At 68.0% G+C, this 16,097-nt stretch carries 15 protein-coding genes; 11 read left to right on the top strand and 4 right to left on the bottom strand.

Features of this window, described 5'->3' with window-relative positions; all coding sequences use genetic code 11:
• Positions 1–22 precede the first annotated feature (22 nt).
• The 6 genes from ACYAF3_RS28780 to ACYAF3_RS28755 all read left to right on the top strand — a co-directional run bounded on the left by ACYAF3_RS28780 (position 23) and on the right by ACYAF3_RS28755 (position 5,225).
• Positions 23–664 (top strand): LysE family translocator, encoded by a 642-nt coding sequence (locus tag ACYAF3_RS28780; protein ID WP_012614311.1) that lies wholly within the window; start codon positions 23–25, stop codon positions 662–664.
• 101 nt (positions 665–765) lie between these two features.
• Complete coding sequence (locus ACYAF3_RS28775) at positions 766–1,578, top strand: alpha/beta fold hydrolase (RefSeq protein ID WP_003097869.1); 813 nt, start codon at positions 766–768, stop codon at positions 1,576–1,578.
• Complete coding sequence (locus ACYAF3_RS28770) at positions 1,575–2,435, top strand: alpha/beta fold hydrolase (protein WP_003097867.1); 861 nt, start codon at positions 1,575–1,577, stop codon at positions 2,433–2,435. The genes ACYAF3_RS28775 and ACYAF3_RS28770 overlap by 4 nt, the downstream gene beginning before the upstream one ends.
• Before the next feature lie 79 nt (positions 2,436–2,514).
• Complete coding sequence (locus ACYAF3_RS28765) at positions 2,515–3,177, top strand: glutathione S-transferase family protein (RefSeq protein ID WP_003087500.1); 663 nt, start codon at positions 2,515–2,517, stop codon at positions 3,175–3,177.
• Between the two features lie 8 nt (positions 3,178–3,185).
• On the top strand, positions 3,186–3,992 hold the full coding sequence (locus ACYAF3_RS28760) for a DUF4892 domain-containing protein (protein ID WP_003097863.1): 807 nt from the start codon (positions 3,186–3,188) through the stop codon (positions 3,990–3,992).
• Positions 3,993–4,157: 165 nt separating this feature from the next.
• A complete protein-coding gene (locus tag ACYAF3_RS28755; RefSeq protein WP_003097861.1) occupies positions 4,158–5,225 on the top strand; it encodes an AI-2E family transporter in 1,068 nt (355 codons plus the stop codon).
• 50 nt (positions 5,226–5,275) lie between these two features.
• Here the strand turns inward: ACYAF3_RS28755 and ACYAF3_RS28750 are convergent, their stop codons facing one another.
• The 4 genes from ACYAF3_RS28750 to ACYAF3_RS28735 all read right to left on the bottom strand — a co-directional run bounded on the left by ACYAF3_RS28750 (position 5,276) and on the right by ACYAF3_RS28735 (position 9,669).
• Entirely contained in the window at positions 5,276–6,550 is a 1,275-nt protein-coding gene (locus ACYAF3_RS28750; protein ID WP_003122889.1) for a CynX/NimT family MFS transporter, read from the bottom strand.
• Between the two features lie 15 nt (positions 6,551–6,565).
• Positions 6,566–7,213: a FadR/GntR family transcriptional regulator gene (locus tag ACYAF3_RS28745; RefSeq protein ID WP_003122888.1), complete on the bottom strand. Its 648-nt coding sequence runs from the start codon at positions 7,211–7,213 to the stop codon at positions 6,566–6,568.
• Between the two features lie 137 nt (positions 7,214–7,350).
• Entirely contained in the window at positions 7,351–8,880 is a 1,530-nt protein-coding gene (locus ACYAF3_RS28740) for a 3-hydroxyacyl-CoA dehydrogenase (protein ID WP_116349935.1), read from the bottom strand.
• 3 nt (positions 8,881–8,883) lie between these two features.
• The gene (locus tag ACYAF3_RS28735) at positions 8,884–9,669 is read right to left on the bottom strand and encodes an enoyl-CoA hydratase (protein ID WP_009876204.1); all 786 of its coding nucleotides are present in this window, start codon (positions 9,667–9,669) and stop codon (positions 8,884–8,886) included.
• 241 nt (positions 9,670–9,910) lie between these two features.
• Between ACYAF3_RS28735 and ACYAF3_RS28730 the strand changes: the two genes are divergently transcribed.
• From ACYAF3_RS28730 to kdpB, 5 genes are all read left to right on the top strand, one after another.
• Entirely contained in the window at positions 9,911–10,777 is an 867-nt protein-coding gene (locus ACYAF3_RS28730; RefSeq protein ID WP_009876205.1) for an IclR family transcriptional regulator, read from the top strand.
• A gap of 54 nt (positions 10,778–10,831) precedes the next feature.
• Positions 10,832–11,986, top strand: a complete 1,155-nt coding sequence (locus ACYAF3_RS28725) for an acyl-CoA dehydrogenase family protein (RefSeq protein ID WP_003097850.1) — start codon at positions 10,832–10,834, stop codon at positions 11,984–11,986.
• A gap of 187 nt (positions 11,987–12,173) precedes the next feature.
• Entirely contained in the window at positions 12,174–12,263 is a 90-nt protein-coding gene (locus ACYAF3_RS28720; protein ID WP_003097848.1) for a K(+)-transporting ATPase subunit F, read from the top strand.
• 10 nt (positions 12,264–12,273) lie between these two features.
• Positions 12,274–13,968, top strand: coding sequence for a potassium-transporting ATPase subunit KdpA (kdpA, locus tag ACYAF3_RS28715; RefSeq protein ID WP_019371928.1), 1,695 nt, complete (start codon positions 12,274–12,276; stop codon positions 13,966–13,968).
• 11 nt (positions 13,969–13,979) lie between these two features.
• On the top strand, positions 13,980–16,052 hold the full coding sequence (gene kdpB, locus ACYAF3_RS28710) for a potassium-transporting ATPase subunit KdpB (protein WP_003087527.1): 2,073 nt from the start codon (positions 13,980–13,982) through the stop codon (positions 16,050–16,052).
• Positions 16,053–16,097 lie beyond the last annotated feature (45 nt).

Here is a 16,097-nt window from a genome sequence, read left to right as displayed (position 1 = left end):
ATCCCTTTTTCGTGGAGTAGCCATGCAGGAATTGTCTGTCTTGCTGACCCTGGCGGCGGTGTTCGCCATAGCCCTGGTCAGCCCCGGTCCCGATGTCGCCCTGGTGGTGCGCACGACCCTGCACCAGGGGCGGCGGGCCGGCCTGGCCAGCGCGCTGGGGCTGGCCTGCGGGATTCTCCTGCATACCACCCTGGTGCTGACCGGCGTGTCGCTGCTGCTCAGCCGTACGCCTGTGCTGTTCGCCATCCTGCAGGCGCTCGGCGCGCTGTACCTGGCCTGGCTCGGCGTCGGCGCGCTGCGCGCCTGGCTGCGGCGCGGCGACGGCCAGCCGGGCCGGCTCGACGGGGCACTGCCGCCGTCGCCCCTGGGGCCCTGGCTGCGCGGAGTGGCGACCAATCTGTTCAATCCCAAGGCGCTGGTGTTCTTCATCGCCTTGCTCGGCAGCCTGATTCCCGCGCAGATGTCGCTCGGCGGCAAACTGGCGGTGGCGGCGCTGCTGTTCGGCATGGGCGCCTGCTGGTTCGGCCTGCTCAGCCTGACCCTTACCCGCCCGGCCCTGCAGGCACGCCTGTTGCGCGCGGTGCCCTGGCTGGACGCGGCCTGCGGGGTGGTGTTCCTGCTGGTGGCGGCGGCGATCCTCGAGCATCTCGTCCGCTCTGCCTGAGGTTTTGGCCGCTTCGCCGTGCAAGGCAGCCGGCAAAGCCATTGCCGCCTCGGCGAGGCTGCCGGAGAATCCCTGGCATCAGCCCTGTCGAGACGTCGCGCATGTCGCAATCGGTTTTCTTCGCCCACGCCAACGGCTTCCCGTCGGCTACCTACGCCAAGCTGTTCGAGGCGTTGGCGCCGGAGTACCGGGTGGATCACCTGGAAATGCACGGGCACGACCCGCGTTTCCCGGTGAACGACAACTGGGACAACCTGGTGGACGAACTGCTGCACCACCTCGCCAGCCTGGAACAGCCGGTCTGGGGCGTCGGCCATTCCCTCGGCGGCGTGCTGCACTACCACGCGGCGCTGCGCCGGCCGGAACTCTACCGCGGCGTGGTGATGCTCGATTCGCCGGTGCTGACCCTCGCCGACCGCCTGGTGATCCGTGCCGCCAAGCGCTTCGGCTTCATCGACCGGATCACTCCGGCCGGGCGCACCCTGGGGCGTCGCGAGGCGTTCCCCGACCTGGAAGAGGCGCGGGCGTACTTCTCCGGCAAGGCGCTGTTCCGCCGCTTCGACCCCGATTGCCTGGAGGCCTACGTACGCCACGGGCTGGCCGACAGCGGCGGCGGTTCCGGCCTGCGCCTGCGCTTCGATCCGGCCACCGAGATCAGCATCTACCGTAGCGTGCCGCACAGCAGTCCGGGGCGTCCACGACAGTTGCAGGTGCCGCTGGCGATGGTGCGCGGGCGGCACAGCAAGGTGGTGTTGCCGCACCACACCCGGCTGATCCGGGCGATGCCGCGCGGCGAGTTCATGTCGCTGCCCGGCGGCCACATGTTCCCGCTGGAGCGCCCGCGGGAAACCGCCGAACTGCTGAAAGGCGTGTTCGATCGCTGGTCGCGGGCGACCGAGGAGCGTTCGGCATGAGCCTGCAGGTCGAGGAAGTACGCATCAGCCTGCCGCACATCGAACTGGCCGCGCATCTGTTCGGTCCGCCGGACGGCAAGCCGGTGATCGCCCTGCATGGCTGGCTGGACAACGCCATGAGCTTCTCGCGCCTGGCGCCGAAGCTCGCCGGGCTGCGTATCGTCGCCCTCGACTTCGCCGGCCACGGGCATTCCGCGCATCGTGCCGAGGGCGCCAGCTACCTGCTCTGGGACTACGCGCTGGACGTGCTGATGGTGGCCGAGCAACTGGGCTGGGAGCGTTTTTCCCTGTTGGGGCACTCGATGGGCGCCATCGTCTCGGTGCTGCTCGCCGGGGCCTTGCCCGAGCGCATCGAGCGGCTGGCGTTGATCGATGGCCTGATTCCTTACACTGGCGAAGCCGACAAGGCGCCGCAGAAGCTCGGCGAAGCGCTGAAGGCGCAACTGGCGCTACGCCACAAGCGCAAGCCGGTCTATGCCGAGCTGGAAAAAGCCGTGGAAGCGCGGATGCGCGGGGTCGGCGAGATCTCCCGGGAGGCCGCCGAACTGCTCGCCCAGCGCGGCCTGGAACCGGTGCCCGGTGGCTATACCTGGCGCACCGACGCGCGCCTGACCCTACCGTCGCCGCTGCGCCTGACCCAGGCCCACGCGCTGAACTTCGTGCGCAGCGTGGAATGCCCGGTCAGCCTGGTGCTGGCCGAACAGGGCATGCTGGCGGTGGAGCCGCGCATGCGGGCGCTGCTGGAGACCCTGCCGTTCGAGCGGCACCACCTGCCGGGCGGGCATCACCTGCATCTGGACGATGAGGCCGGGGCGCAGGCGGTGGCCAGGGTCTTCGCGGCCTTCTTCGCGCGCTGAAACACCGGCTTGCCGTTGTTTCCTTGACTATTCCGGGTCCAGCCGTAAGGCTGGACGGATCGTTACGGAGAGTCACCGCATGATCGATCTCTACACCGCCGCCACGCCGAACGGCCACAAGGTTTCCATCGCCCTCGAGGAAATGGGCCTGCCCTACAGGGTGCACGCGCTGTCGTTCGACAAGAAGGAGCAGAAGGCTCCGGAATTCCTCAGGATCAATCCCAACGGCCGCATCCCGGCCATCGTCGACCGCGACAACGACGACTTCGCCGTCTTCGAGTCGGGCGCGATCCTCATCTACCTCGCCGAGAAGACCGGGCAACTGATGCCCGCCGACGTCAAGGGCCGCTCGCGGGTGATCCAGTGGCTGATGTTCCAGATGGGCGGGGTCGGCCCGATGCAGGGGCAGGCCAACGTGTTCTTCCGTTATTTCCCGGAGAAGTTGCAGGGCGCCATCGACCGCTACCAGCATGAGACCCGGCGCCTCTACGAAGTTCTCGACGGTCGCCTGGGCGAGGCCGAGTACCTCGCCGGCGACTACAGCATTGCCGATATCGCCACCTATCCCTGGGTGCGCATCCACGACTGGTCCGGTGTCGCCGTCGACGGGCTGGACAACCTGCAGCGCTGGATCGCCGCCATCGAGGCGCGTCCCGCGGTGCAGCGCGGACTGCTGGTGCCGCGGCGGGAGAAGGAGGGCGACGACGCCATCCGTACCGCCCAGTCGATGCTGACCCGTTGAGGGCCGGTATGCGAGGGTTCCTGTTGCTATCCCTGGGCGTTTTCAGCTTTTCGGCGCTGGCCGCCGACCTTCCCGGCAGCCATGACCTGGACATCCTGCCGCGCTTCCCGCGCGCCGAGATCGTCGACTTCCGTCAGGCGCCGAGTGAGGAACGGATCTACCCGCTAGGGGCGATCAGCCGCATCAGCGGTCGCCTGCGCATGGAGGGCGAGGTGCGCGCCGAAGGCGAGCTGACCGCACTGACCTACCGCTTGCCGCCCGAGCACAGCAGCCAGGAGGCGTTCGCCGCGGCGCGCACCGCGCTGCTCAAGGCCGACGCCACGCCGTTGTTCTGGTGCGAGCGACGCGACTGCGGCTCCAGCAGCCTGCTGGCCAACGCCGTGTTCGGCAATGCCAAGCTGTACGGCCCGGACGAGCAGCAGGCCTACCTGCTGGTGCGCCTGGCGGCGCCGCAGGAGAACAGCCTGGTGGCGGTCTACTCGATCACCCGTGGCAATCGCCGCGCCTACCTGCAGGCCGAGGAACTCAAGGCCGATGCGCCGCTGGCGGAACTGCTGCCGAGCCCGGCGACCCTGCTGCGCCTGCTCAAGGCCAACGGCGAACTGACCCTCAGCCATGTGCCGGCGGAGCCGGCCGGCTCCTGGCTGGAGCTGCTGGTGCGGACCCTGCGCCTGGATACCGGGGTGCGGGTCGAGCTGTCCGGCAAGCACGCCCAGGAGTGGCGCGACGCCCTGCGCGGGCAGGGCGTGCTGAACAGCCGCATGGAGCTGGGCCAGTCGGAGGTCGAGGGCCTGCACCTCAACTGGCTGCGTTGAACGCGTTCGCCCGGGCCTGCGGGCCCGGGCGATGGCGAAAATGCCTTCGGCAAGGCCGCCCGCCAGAGTAGACTGCCTTTCCCCCGCGCCCCACGCTCCGGCTGGAAACGGCGCACGCCGAGCGCTGTCTATCGGTGTATCCCCCTTTGAGGAAGGCCTGCCTTGATGTTCGATAACGATCGGCTGTTGCTTCGCGTGCTGCTGTTCGGTCTGCTCGGTGCCAGTCTCTGGGTGCTGGCGCCATTCTGGTCGGCGCTGTTCTGGGCCGCGGTGCTGGCTTTCGCCAGTTGGCCGCTGATGCGCATGCTCACGCGCCTGCTCGGTGGCCGCGAGTCGCTGGCGGCGGGCCTGCTGACCCTGGGCTGGATCGTCCTGGTGGCATTGCCGCTGATCTGGCTCGGCTTCGGCCTGGCGGACAACGTTCGCTCGCTGATGGAGCTGCTGAAGAATCTCCAGGTCGAGGGCCTGCCGCCGCCGCCTTCGTGGATGGCCGGCGTACCGCTGATCGGCGACCGCCTGATCGGCTGGTGGGACTCCATCGACCAACAGGGCGTGGCGTTCTTCTACGTGCTCAAGCCCTATGTCGGCGAGGTCGGCAACTGGCTGCTGGCGCGCAGCGCGAAGATCGGCGGAGGGATCCTGGAACTGGTCCTCAGCCTGATCCTGATCTTCTTCTTCTACCGCGACGGGCCGCGCCTGGAGTCCATCGTCCACCGTGCCCTGGAGCGCCTGATCGGCAACCGCGCGGAGCACTATCGCGACCTTGTCGCCGGCACCGTACAGCGGGTGGTCAACGGGGTGATCGGTACCGCCGCGGCGCAAGCCCTGCTGGCCTGGATCGGCTTCATGATCGCCGGCGTACCGGGAGCCATGCTGCTCGGCCTGCTGACCTTCGCCTGCAGCCTACTGATGGTCCCGCCGCTGGTCTGGGGTCCGGCCACCGCCTGGCTGTTCTTCAAGGGCGACTATGGCCACGGGGTGTTCCTCGGCCTGTGGGGCTTCTTCATCATCAGCGGGGTGGACAACATCCTCAAACCCTACCTGATCAGCCGTGGCGGCAACCTGCCGCTGGTGGTGGTGCTGCTCGGGGTATTCGGCGGCCTGCTGGCGTTCGGCTTCATGGGCCTGTTCCTCGGCCCGATCCTGCTGGCAGTGGCCTACAACCTGCTCAGCGACTGGATCGCCAGCACGCCGCGGACGCCGCCCGCGGAAGGGCGCGGCCCGGATGCCTGAGTGACGAAGGAGAAAAAGCCCCGCGATGCGGGGCTTTTTGCGTCTGCGGGCTACAGGTGTTCGCTGCGGGCCCCCACGTACTGGCTGCGCCCGGCGCCGAGGCCGAACAGGGTGGCGGCGATGGCGACGCCGATGAAGATATAGCCGACCGCGTTCCAGCCGCCGGTCAGGTCGTGGACCACGCCGACCATGAACGGCCCCATGGCCGCCAGGGTGTAGCCGACGCCCTGGGCCATGCCCGACAGATGCGAGGCGACGTGGGCGTCGCGCGAGCGCAGGACGATCAGCGCCAGGGCGATGCTGAAGGTACCGCCCTGGCCGAGGCCGAGCAGGACCGCCCAGCCCCAGATGGTCTGCAGCGGCGCATAGAGGAAGCCGAGCAGGCCGGCGAGGGTGGTAGCCATCACCAGCACCACCGCCAGGCGCTGGTCCCTGGCGCGAGCGGCGAGCCAGGGCGCGAGCAGGGCGGTGATCAGTTGCAGCATCACCGAGCCGGACAGCACCAGGCCGGCTTCCACCGCAGTCATGCCGCGGTCGATCAGGATCGACGGCAGCCAACCGAAGACGATGTAGGCCAGGGACGATTGCAGGCCCATGTACAGCGTGACCTGCCAGGCCAGCGGGTCGCGCCACAGGCCGACGACACGGAAGGCCTGGCGATGGGCGTGCTGGCCCTGGCGGGTCTGCGGCAGCCAGAAGGCGGCGGCGAGGATCGCCGGCAGCGACCAGAACGCCAGCGCCAGTTCCCAGTTGCCGAAGAGCTTCTCCAGCGGCGCGGTGGCGCCGGCGGCGAGCGCTGCGCCCAGGCACAGGGCCATGGTGTAGACCCCGGTCATCACCCCGGCCTGGCGCGGGAAGTCGCGTTTGACGATGCCCGGCAGGAGCACGCCGATGATGCCGATGCTGGCGCCGGCCAGGACGCTGCCGGCGAACAGGCCGAACACCGGGAACAGGCTGCGCAGGACGATGCCGCCGGCCAGGCAGAAGAGGATCAGCAGCACGCTGCGTTCGGCGCCGATACGCCGGGCCAGGCGCGGCGCGAGCGGCGCGAACAACCCCAGGCAGAGTACCGGCGCGGTGGTCAGCAGGCCGGCGGCGGCGGCCGAGAGGCCGGTATCGTCGCGTACCTGGTTGAGCAGGGGGGCGAGGCTGGACAGCGCCGGGCGCAGGTTCAGCGCCACCAGCACCAGGCCCAGCAGGAGCAGCCAGGGGCGTAGCGGCGGCGCCGGCGGGGCTGGTTCGTCGTCGACTTCGGCATCGATCAGCAGTTCTTCCGGAGGATGGCCGGGGTGCGCTCCCGGCCGGGCATTCAAGGCGTGAGTCATGGGTCTGTCCCGGGTTCAGATCAGCAGTGCGCGGTTGGCCGCGGCGGCAGCGTCCGGGTCTCCGCGTTCTATGGCGTCGAGCAGTTGCTGGTGCAGCTCGAAGCAGGGCTGGGCCCTTTGTGGGTCGGCCATGGTGCGTTCCAGCGAGGTCCGGATGACCTGCGAGAAGTAGCGGTAGAGTTCGCTGAGCACCGGATTGTGGGCGGCATCGACCATCCGTTGGTGGAAGCGGACGTCGTGCTCGATGTAGTCCTGCAGGTCGTCGCTGCCGTAGCGCTGGCGCGAAGCGTCGAGATGCTCGCGCAATGCGCTCAGGTCGCTGTCGTCGCGGCGAACGGCTGCCAGGCGCGCCGCCTCGATCTCGATCATCCCGCGTGCCTCCAGGGAGTGCTGCACCGCGCTGCGCGCCAGCACCAGCATGGTTTCCAGCGGATCGGCGCAGGCGCGCACGTAGGTGCCGTCGCCCTGGCGGACTTCCAGCACGCCGGAGAAGGTCAGCACCCGCACCGCTTCGCGCACGGTGTTGCGGCTCATGCCGAGCAGCTCGGCGAGTTCCGGCTCCGGCGGCAGGCGCTGGCCGAGCGGCCAATGGCCGGCGTCGATGCGCTGGCGGATCTGCTCCAGGGCGATGTCCACCAGGGAGCGCTTGAGGGGAATGGTCACGGAAGAAACATCCAATCATCGGATGAATTTGCGCGCAGGATACCTCGGCAGCTGCAAGCCCGGAAAGCGTCGCTCGGGGAAAAAGCGTTGGCCTGGCGGCGAGACGCATGGCGCTGCGCCGCCAGGTCGCCAGTGCGTCAGCCTACGGCGGCGGTTTCGCCGGCGCGCAGGGACATGCCCAGTTGCGCTCGTCGGCGCAGCCAGGGACTGGGCCGGTAGCGCGGGTCACCGGTAAGCGTCTGCAAGCGCTGGAGAATGCTCAGCAGGCGCCGCGGGCCGAGGCGGTCGCCCCATTCCAGCGGGCCGTGAGGATAGCCGAGGCCGAGGTGCACCGCCTGGTCGATATCCTCGACGCTGGCAATGCCCTGCTGGGCGATGTCGCAGGCGAGGTTGACGATCATCGCCAGTACCCGCTGGACGACGAAGCCGGGACTGTCGCGCAGCATCGTGACCCCGGCGCCGTCGCCAGCCAGTAGCGCGTGGGCGGCGTCGCGCATGGCCGGGGTAGTCAGCGGCGAGAGCATCAGGCAGCGCCGGCGCTCGAGGTCGCAGAGCAGGTCGATGCCGACGCTGCGCTCGGCGGGACAGGCGAAGCGCTGCACGGCGCTGCTCAGGTCCTCGCCCCAGGCGGCCAGCAGGCAGAGTGCTGCGGCGGAAGGGCGTTCGCCGGTTTCCGGCTCGACGCCGAGGCGATGCAGCAGTTCGGCGAGCGTGCGGCGGTCGTCCTCGTTTTCGCAGCCCAGCCACACCGGGGGCCGGATGGCGGCCTGCGGCACCGGTTGCGGACCGGGCTTGTCCTGCGGCTGGCCGTCGACGTAGCGATAGAAGCCCTGGCCGCTCTTGCGCCCGAGACGGCCGGCGGCGAGCAACTGGCGGGTCAGCGGGTGCGGGCGGTAGCGCGGTTCCTGGTAGTACTGCTGGTAGATCGATTCCATCACCGGGTGCGACACGTCGAGGCCGGTAAGATCGAGCAGTTCGAACGGCCCCATGCGGAAGCCGGCGCACTCGCGCAGCACACGGTCGATCTCGGCGCATTCGGCGACGCCTTCGCCGAGGATGCGCAGGGCCTCGGTGCCATAGGCGCGGCCGGCATGGTTGACGATGAAGCCGGGGCTGTCCTTGGTCCGTACACCGCGGTGGCCCAGGCGCGCGGCGAGGGCGAGCAGGGCGTCGCCGACTTCCGGAGCGCTGGCCAGGCCGTCGACCACCTCGACCACGCGCATCAGCGGCACCGGGTTGAAGAAGTGAAAGCCGGCGACCCGCTGCGGCCGCTCGCAGGCGGCGGCGATGGCGGTGATCGACAACGACGAGGTATTGCTGGCGAGGATGGTCTCCGGCGCGACTATGGCTTCCAGCCGGCGCAGCAATTCCTGCTTGGCTTCCAGGCGCTCGACGATGGCCTCCACCACCAGTTCGCAGTCGCCGAGTTGTTCCAGGCGTTCCGCCACCCGCAGCCGGTTTTGCGCGGCCTCGGCGTCGGCGGCGCTCAGCTTGCCTTTGCCGCATAGACTCTCGAAGGTCTGCCGCAGGCGCTGGCGTGCCTCGGCGGCGGCCTCGGCGCGGCTGTCGAACAGCCACACAGTCAGGCCGGCCTGGGCGGCGATCTGGGCGATCCCGGTGCCCATCGCACCGGTACCGACCACGGCGATACAACGAATATCGGGCATCGTCTATTTCCCCTGGTAGTTCGGCGGGCGTTTCTCCAGGAAGGCCTGCATGCCTTCCTTCTGGTCCTGCGAGTCGAACAGCAACTGGAACGCCTTGCGTTCCAGGGCCAGGGCACTGTCCAGCGGCAGGTCGGCACCGGCCAGGACCACCTCCTTGATCTGCGCCAGCGCCAGAGGGGGCAGGCGGGCGATCTCCATGGCCAGTTCCAGGGCGCGCGCCAGCGTCGACTCGTCCGCCACCACTTCGCTGACCAGGCCCATGGCCAGCGCTTGCGGAGCCTTCACCAGGCAGCCGGTGAACAGCATGCGCAGCGCCTGGAACTTGCCCACCGCCCGCACCAGGCGCTGGGTGCCGCCGGCACCCGGCATCACCCCGACCTTGATCTCCGGCTGGGCGAACTGTGCCGACTCGCCGGCGACGATCAGGTCGCAGTGCATCGCCAGTTCGCAGCCGCCGCCCAGGGCGAAGCCGTTGACCGCGGCGATCACCGGCTTCGGGCAGCGCGCGATGGCTTCCCAGTAGCGCTCGCCGTGGCGGCCGTACAGGCCGATCGCCGTGCTCGTCGAGAGATCGCGGAGATCGGCGCCAGCTGCAAAGCAGCGCGAGTCGCCGGTGAGCACGATGACGCGGATCGCCGGATCCGCGCCGAGCGTCTGGAAGTGGCTGGCGAGGCGCTGGCGCACTTGGTCGTTCAGCGCGTTCCTGGCTTGCGGACGATTGAGGCGAAGCAGGGCTATATCGGCTGCGGGAAATTCGAGCAGGACCACGGGCGAAGGATCGGCGGACATGGAAGCTCCGATGAATTGATATTTCGCTATGCGAAATATGGTTTCATGATTTATCGAAAATAATCAGCGCCAGCCGTGGCGTTGTAAATACACGCGTCGGATCTCGGATGATCTACTTATACAATTTACTGTTTTAAAAGGATTTTATTTTCGTTGTTGCAAGTGCATGGGTTCTTCTATTAGTTTCGCTATGCGAAATATGATTTTGTTTTATTGATTTTTTGAAAAAGAGGTCCCTACTATGCGCGGCAACGACGAGCGCCGGAGTCCGGCGGAAGGTGCCAGTACGGAAGCGGAAGTGTCCGCCTTCGAAGCTGTGCTGATCGACCCGATGCAGGAGAAAGACGAGGATCTCAAGGACCGCCAGTTCGTCACCGCGCTGGCCCGCGGGTTGGAATTGCTGCGCTGTTTCACGCCACGGGAAAGCCTGCTGGGCAACCAGGAACTGGCGAAGAAGACCGGCCTGCCGAAGCCGACGGTGTCGCGTCTGACCCACACCCTGACCCGGCTGGGCTATCTGCGTCACCTGCCGCATAGCGGCAAGTATCAATTGGAAGTGGGGGTGATGTCGTTCGGCTACGCGATGCTCTCGAACCTGTCGATTCGCGCGCTCGCCCGCCCGTTGATGGAAGAGATGGCCGGCTACGCCAAGGCCGCGGTGGCCATGGCGGCCCGCGACCGGCTGAGCATGGTCTACCTCGACGTGGTGCATGGCGAGGCCAACCTGACCATGCGTCGCCAGGTCGGCAGCCACCTCTCGCTGCACCGCAGCGCGATCGGCCGGGCCTGCCTGGCGGCGATGCCGGAGGACGAGCGGGAATTCATCCTCGGGCACATTCGCAAGCGCCACCCGGAAGACTGGCCGGAAGTGCGCAAGGGGCTGGAGCGGGCCTTCCGCGACTATGCCGACTACGGCTTCTGCCTGTCGCTCGGCGAGTGGCAACGCGACGTCAACGCGGTGGGCGTGGCCTTGCACCATGAGAGCCATGGGCTGCTGGCGTTCAATTGCGGCGGGCCGAGTTTCCATCTCAAGCGCGAGAAACTGGAGGACGACATCGGCCCGCGCCTGCTGCACATGGTCCACAACATCGAGGCCGCCACCCGCTGACCGAGGCCGGTGACGGAATCATGGCAACCGGCCTAGGGGCCTATTGGAGTGAGCATGATTCGTGATCCGGAAACCCTGAACCTGCTGCTGGACAGCATCCGCCAGTTCGTCCGCGAAAGCCTGGTGCCTCATGAGCAGGAAGTGGCGGAAACCGACCGCATTCCCGAGGCGATCATCGCCCGCATGCGCGAGATGGGCCTGTTCGGCCTGTCGATCCCGGAGGCCTACGGCGGCCTCGGGGTGACCATGGAGGAAGAGGTGAGCATCGCCTTCGAGCTGGGGCGGACCTCGCCGGCGTTCCGTTCGCTGCTGGGCACCAACAACGGCATCGGCTCCCAGGGCATCGTCATCGACGGCACCGAAGAGCAGAAGCGGCGCTACCTGCCGCGCCTGGCGTCGGGCGAACTGCTCAGTTCGTTCTGCCTCACCGAACCGGACTCCGGTTCCGACGCCGCCTCGCTGAAGACCACGGCGGTGCGTGACGGCGAGCACTACGTGCTCAACGGTACCAAGCGCTTCATCACCAACGCCCCGCAGGCCGGCATCTACACCGTGATGGCGCGCACCGACCCGGCGATCCGTGGCGCCGGCGGAATCTCCGCTTTCGTCGTCGAGCGCGGTACGCCCGGGCTGTCCCTGGGCAAGCCGGATCGCAAGATGGGACAGAAGGGCGCGCATACCTGTGACGTGATCTTCGACGACTGCCGGGTGCCTGCCAGTCAGTTGATCGGCGGGGTCGAGGGCGTCGGCTTCAAGACCGCGATGAAGGTGCTCGACAAGGGCCGCCTGCACATCGCCGCAGTCTGTGTGGGGGTCGCCGAGCGGATGCTCGAGGATGCGTTGCGCTATGCCCTGGAACGCAAGCAGTTCGGCCAGCCGATCGCCGAGTTCCAGTTGATCCAGGCGATGCTTGCCGACAGCAAGGCCGAAGCCTACGCGGCGCGCTGCATGGTCATCGACGCCGCGCGGCAGCGCGACGAAGGCCGCGATGTCGGTACCGAGGCGTCCTGCGCCAAGCTGTTCGCCTCGGAAATGTGCGGCCGCGTCGCCGACCGCGCGGTGCAGATATTCGGCGGCGCCGGCTATATCGGCGACTACGGGATCGAGCGCTTCTATCGCGACGTGCGGCTGTTCCGCATCTACGAGGGCACCACGCAGATCCAGCAACTGCTGATCGCCCGCAACATGATCCGCGCCGCCCAGGGCTAGCGTCGATCCTTCGCCTTGTCACCGGCCGTGGCGCAGTCCCCGGCCGGTTGCTCTCCCAGGCGCTGTCCGCGCCACTCTTTACGCTTTCTTTATGCCGTCCGACGCGGCCCTGAATCGCTTCTTTACGCCCCCTTTGCGGAGACTTTCCCTCAAGCGGCAGAGGCCGCTCGAAGGAGAGATCGCACACATGACCGTTCTGGATTGGTTGTCCCTGGCCCTGGCCACGGGACTGTTCGTCTATTTGCTGGTGGCGCTGCTACGCGCCGACCGTGCCTAGGGGAGGGCACATGAACAGCCACGAGATTCTCTTGATCCTGGCCTTTTTCGCCCTGGTCCTGGTGCCTGCACCGTTCCTCGGGCGCTACTGCTTCAAGGTGATGGAAGGCCAACGCAATCTCCTCAGCGCGCCGCTGGCGCCACTGGAGCGCGTCTGCTATCGCCTGTTCGGCGTCGATCCGGCGAGCGAGCAGGACTGGAAGACCTACACCCTGGCGCTGCTGGCATTCAACCTGGCCGGCCTGGTCCTGCTGTTCTCGATCCTCATGCTGCAGGGCAGCCTGCCGCTGAACCCGCAGCACCTGCCGGGCCTGGAATGGACCCTGGCGTTCAACACCGCGGTCAGTTTCGTCACCAACACCAACTGGCAGGCCTACAGCGGCGAGGCCTCGCTGAGCTACTTCAGCCAGATGGTCGGCCTTACGGTGCAGAACTTCGTCAGCGCGGCGGTCGGCCTCTGCGTGCTGGTGGCCCTGGCACGCGGCATCAGCCGCCGCTCCACACGACAGCTGGGCAACTTCTGGGTCGACCTGACCCGCGGCACCCTCTACGTGCTGCTGCCGCTGTGCCTGCTGCTGGCGTTGCTGCTGGTCTGGCAGGGTGTGCCGCAGACCTTCTTCGACTATGTCCATGCCACCACCTTGCAAGGCGCCGAGCAGACCATCCCGCTCGGCCCGGCGGCCAGCCAGATCGCCATCAAGCAGCTGGGCACCAATGGCGGCGGCTTCTTCGGCGTCAACTCGACCCATCCGTTCGAGAACCCGAGCGCCTGGAGCAACCTGTTCGAAGTGGCCTCGATCATCCTGATCCCGGCGGCGCTGGTATTCACCTTCGGCCATTACGTGAAGGACCTGCGCCAGAGCCGCGCGATCCTCGGCTGCATGCTGCTGCTGTTCTGCCTCGGCCTGGGCCTGTCGCTGTGGGCCGAATACCAGCCGAACCCGGCGCTGGCGCAGTTGCCGATCGAGCAGGGCGCGCCGATGGAGGGCAAGGAGAGTCGCTTCGGCACCGCCGCCAGCATGCTCTGGGCGATCACCACCACCGCCGCCTCGAACGGCTCGGTGAACGCCATGCACGACAGCCTGAGCCCCCTGGGTGGCATGCTGCCGCTGCTGAACATGATGCTCGGCGAGGTGATCTTCGGCGGCGTCGGCGCCGGCCTCTACGGCATGCTGCTGTTCGTCCTGATCGCGGTGTTCCTCGCCGGCCTGATGGTCGGGCGGACGCCGGAGTACCTGGGCAAGAAACTCGAGGCGAAGGAGGTCCGCCTGCTGGTATTCACCCTGCTGGTGATGCCTGTCGGCGTGCTGGTGCTCGGCGCCATCGCCGCCAGCCTGCCGGGGCCGGCCTCGGCGGTGACCAATCCCGGCCCGCACGGCTTCAGCCAACTGCTCTACGCCTACACCTCGGGGAGCGCCAACAACGGCTCGGCGTTTGCCGGTTTCGGTGCCAACACGCCGTTCCACAACCTGATGATCGGCCTGGCCATGCTCATCGGCCGCTTCGGCTACATCCTGCCGATCCTCGCCATCGCCGGCAGCCTGGCGGCGAAGAAGGCCAGCCCGGTGGGGCCGAACAGTTTCCCGACCCATGGTCCGCTGTTCGCCAGCCTGCTCACCGTGACCATCCTGCTGGTCGGCGGCCTGACTTTCCTGCCGACCCTGGCCCTCGGCCCGATCGCTGAACAACTGAGCCTCGGCTTCTGAAGGAATCGCACATGAACGCTCAGACCCAGGCGTCCAAGAACGCCTTGCACAAATCGCTCGAACGTCGCCACAACGCGTCCACCAGCCTCGCCGCCTTGTGGCGGCCGGCGCTGCTGCAAGCCTTCGTCAAGCTCGACCCGCGCCAGTTGCTGCGCTCGCCGGTGATGCTGGTGGTCGAACTGACCGCCGTGCTCACCACCTTGCTGTGCTTCGTCCCCGACCAGGCGGTGCCGACCTCGGTGGCGCTGCAGATCGCCCTCTGGCTGTGGTTCACCGTGCTCTTCGCCAATTTCGCGGAAGCGCTCGCCGAGGGACGTGGCAAGGCCCGCGCGGACAGTCTCAAGGCCGGCAGCCAGGGCCTCTCCGCCAATAAGCGGCGCGCCGACGGCAGTTTCGAGAGCGTCGCTGCCAGCAGCCTGCGCAAGGGCGACGTGGTACGGGTCCAGGCCGGCGAGATGATTCCCGGCGACGGCGAAGTCATCGAAGGCGTGGCGGCGGTCAACGAGGCCGCCATCACCGGCGAATCGGCGCCGGTGATCCGCGAGTCCGGCGGCGATCGCTCGGCGGTGACCGGCAACACCCAGGTGGTGTCCGACTGGCTGCTGGTACGTATCGGCGCCAACCCGGGCGAGTCGACCCTGGACCGGATGATCGCCCTGGTGGAAGGCGCCAAGCGGCAGAAGACCCCCAACGAAGTGGCGCTGGACATCCTGCTGATCGGCCTGACCCTGATCTTCCTGCTGGTAGTGGTGACCCTCAAGCCGTTCGCCCTGTTCGCCGGCGGCAACCTGCCGCTGGTGTTCCTGGTGGCGCTGCTGGTGACGCTGATCCCGACCACCATCGGCGGCCTGCTCTCGGCCATCGGCATCGCCGGCATGGACCGCCTGGTGCGCCTGAACGTGATCGCCAAGTCCGGTCGCGCGGTGGAGGCGGCCGGCGACGTCCACGTGCTGCTGCTCGACAAGACCGGCACCATCACCTTCGGCAACCGCCGCTGCAGCGCGCTGTACGCCGCGCCGGGGGTGAGCGGCAAGGAACTGGCCGAGGGCGCGTTGCTGGCCTCGCTGGCCGACGACACCCCGGAAGGCAAGTCGATCGTCGAATACCTGCGCATCCTGCATCCGATCGAGGAGCCGCGCCGCGAGGAGCTGACGCCGATCGCCTTCAGCGCGGAAACCCGCCTGTCCGGGGTCGACTGGAACGGCCAGGTGTACCGCAAGGGGGCGGTGGATGCGGCGCTGCGCTTCATCGACCTGCCGCGGGAGAAGATGCCCGAGGTGCTTTCGCGGGAGGTGGACAAGATCGCCCAGAGCGGCGGCACCCCGCTGCTGGTGGTAGCCAACGGCCGGCTGCTCGGCGCCATTCACCTGAAGGACGTGGTCAAGCCGGGCATTCGCGAGCGCTTCGCCGAACTGCGCCGGCTGGGCATCCGCACCGTAATGGTGACCGGCGACAACCCGCTGACCGCCGCTGCCATCGCCGCCGAGGCTGGGGTCGACGACGTGATCGCCGAGGCTACCCCGGAGAAGAAACTGGCGCGGATTCGCCAGGAGCAGGGCGAAGGTCGCCTGGTGGCGATGTGCGGTGACGGTGCCAACGACGCCCCGGCGCTGGCCCAGGCCGACGTCGGCATGGCCATGAACGACGGCACCCAGGCCGCCCGCGAGGCGGCCAACCTGGTCGACCTGGACAGCGACCCGACCAAGCTGCTCGACGTGGTCCAGGTGGGCAAGGAGTTGCTGGTCACCCGCGGCGCGCTGACCACCTTTTCCATCGCCAACGACGTGGCCAAGTACTTCGCCATCCTGCCGGCGCTGTTCGTCGGCATCTACCCGCAGCTCGACGTGCTCAACGTGATGCGCCTGCAAAGCCCGCAGAGCGCGATCCTGTCGGCCATCGTGTTCAACGCGCTGATCATCGTCGCGTTGATCCCATTGGCCTTGCGCGGCGTGCGGGTGCAGGCGGCGGACGCTTCGCAACTGCTGCAGCGCAACCTGCTGATCTATGGCGTCGGCGGCCTGGTGGCGCCGTTCCTCGGGATCAAGGCGATCGACCTGCTGCTGACCGCCGTCGGCCTGGCATGAACAACGGCCCTCGCCGTCGGGCGAGGGCCTGGGACTGAAGAGAGG

This window comes from Pseudomonas sp. TZ252 (genome assembly GCF_056110345.1).
This window is presented reverse-complemented; position numbering and strand designations above follow the sequence as displayed.

Excerpts from the sequence above, each read along its gene's own strand:
- ACYAF3_RS28780 (WP_012614311.1), top strand. The coding sequence starts at position 23 with ATGCAGGAATTGTCTGTCTTGCTGACCCTGGCGGCGGTGTTCGCCATA.
- ACYAF3_RS28775 (WP_003097869.1), top strand. The coding sequence starts at position 766 with ATGTCGCAATCGGTTTTCTTCGCCCACGCCAACGGCTTCCCGTCGGCT.
- ACYAF3_RS28770 (WP_003097867.1), top strand. The coding sequence starts at position 1,575 with ATGAGCCTGCAGGTCGAGGAAGTACGCATCAGCCTGCCGCACATCGAA.
- ACYAF3_RS28765 (WP_003087500.1), top strand. The coding sequence starts at position 2,515 with ATGATCGATCTCTACACCGCCGCCACGCCGAACGGCCACAAGGTTTCC.
- ACYAF3_RS28760 (WP_003097863.1), top strand. The coding sequence starts at position 3,186 with ATGCGAGGGTTCCTGTTGCTATCCCTGGGCGTTTTCAGCTTTTCGGCG.
- ACYAF3_RS28755 (WP_003097861.1), top strand. The coding sequence starts at position 4,158 with ATGTTCGATAACGATCGGCTGTTGCTTCGCGTGCTGCTGTTCGGTCTG.
- ACYAF3_RS28750 (WP_003122889.1), bottom strand. The coding sequence starts at position 6,550 with ATGACTCACGCCTTGAATGCCCGGCCGGGAGCGCACCCCGGCCATCCT.
- ACYAF3_RS28740 (WP_116349935.1), bottom strand. The coding sequence starts at position 8,880 with ATGCCCGATATTCGTTGTATCGCCGTGGTCGGTACCGGTGCGATGGGC.
- ACYAF3_RS28735 (WP_009876204.1), bottom strand. The coding sequence starts at position 9,669 with ATGTCCGCCGATCCTTCGCCCGTGGTCCTGCTCGAATTTCCCGCAGCC.
- ACYAF3_RS28730 (WP_009876205.1), top strand. The coding sequence starts at position 9,911 with ATGCGCGGCAACGACGAGCGCCGGAGTCCGGCGGAAGGTGCCAGTACG.
- ACYAF3_RS28725 (WP_003097850.1), top strand. The coding sequence starts at position 10,832 with ATGATTCGTGATCCGGAAACCCTGAACCTGCTGCTGGACAGCATCCGC.
- ACYAF3_RS28720 (WP_003097848.1), top strand. The coding sequence starts at position 12,174 with ATGACCGTTCTGGATTGGTTGTCCCTGGCCCTGGCCACGGGACTGTTC.
- kdpA (WP_019371928.1), top strand. The coding sequence starts at position 12,274 with ATGAACAGCCACGAGATTCTCTTGATCCTGGCCTTTTTCGCCCTGGTC.
- kdpB (WP_003087527.1), top strand. The coding sequence starts at position 13,980 with ATGAACGCTCAGACCCAGGCGTCCAAGAACGCCTTGCACAAATCGCTC.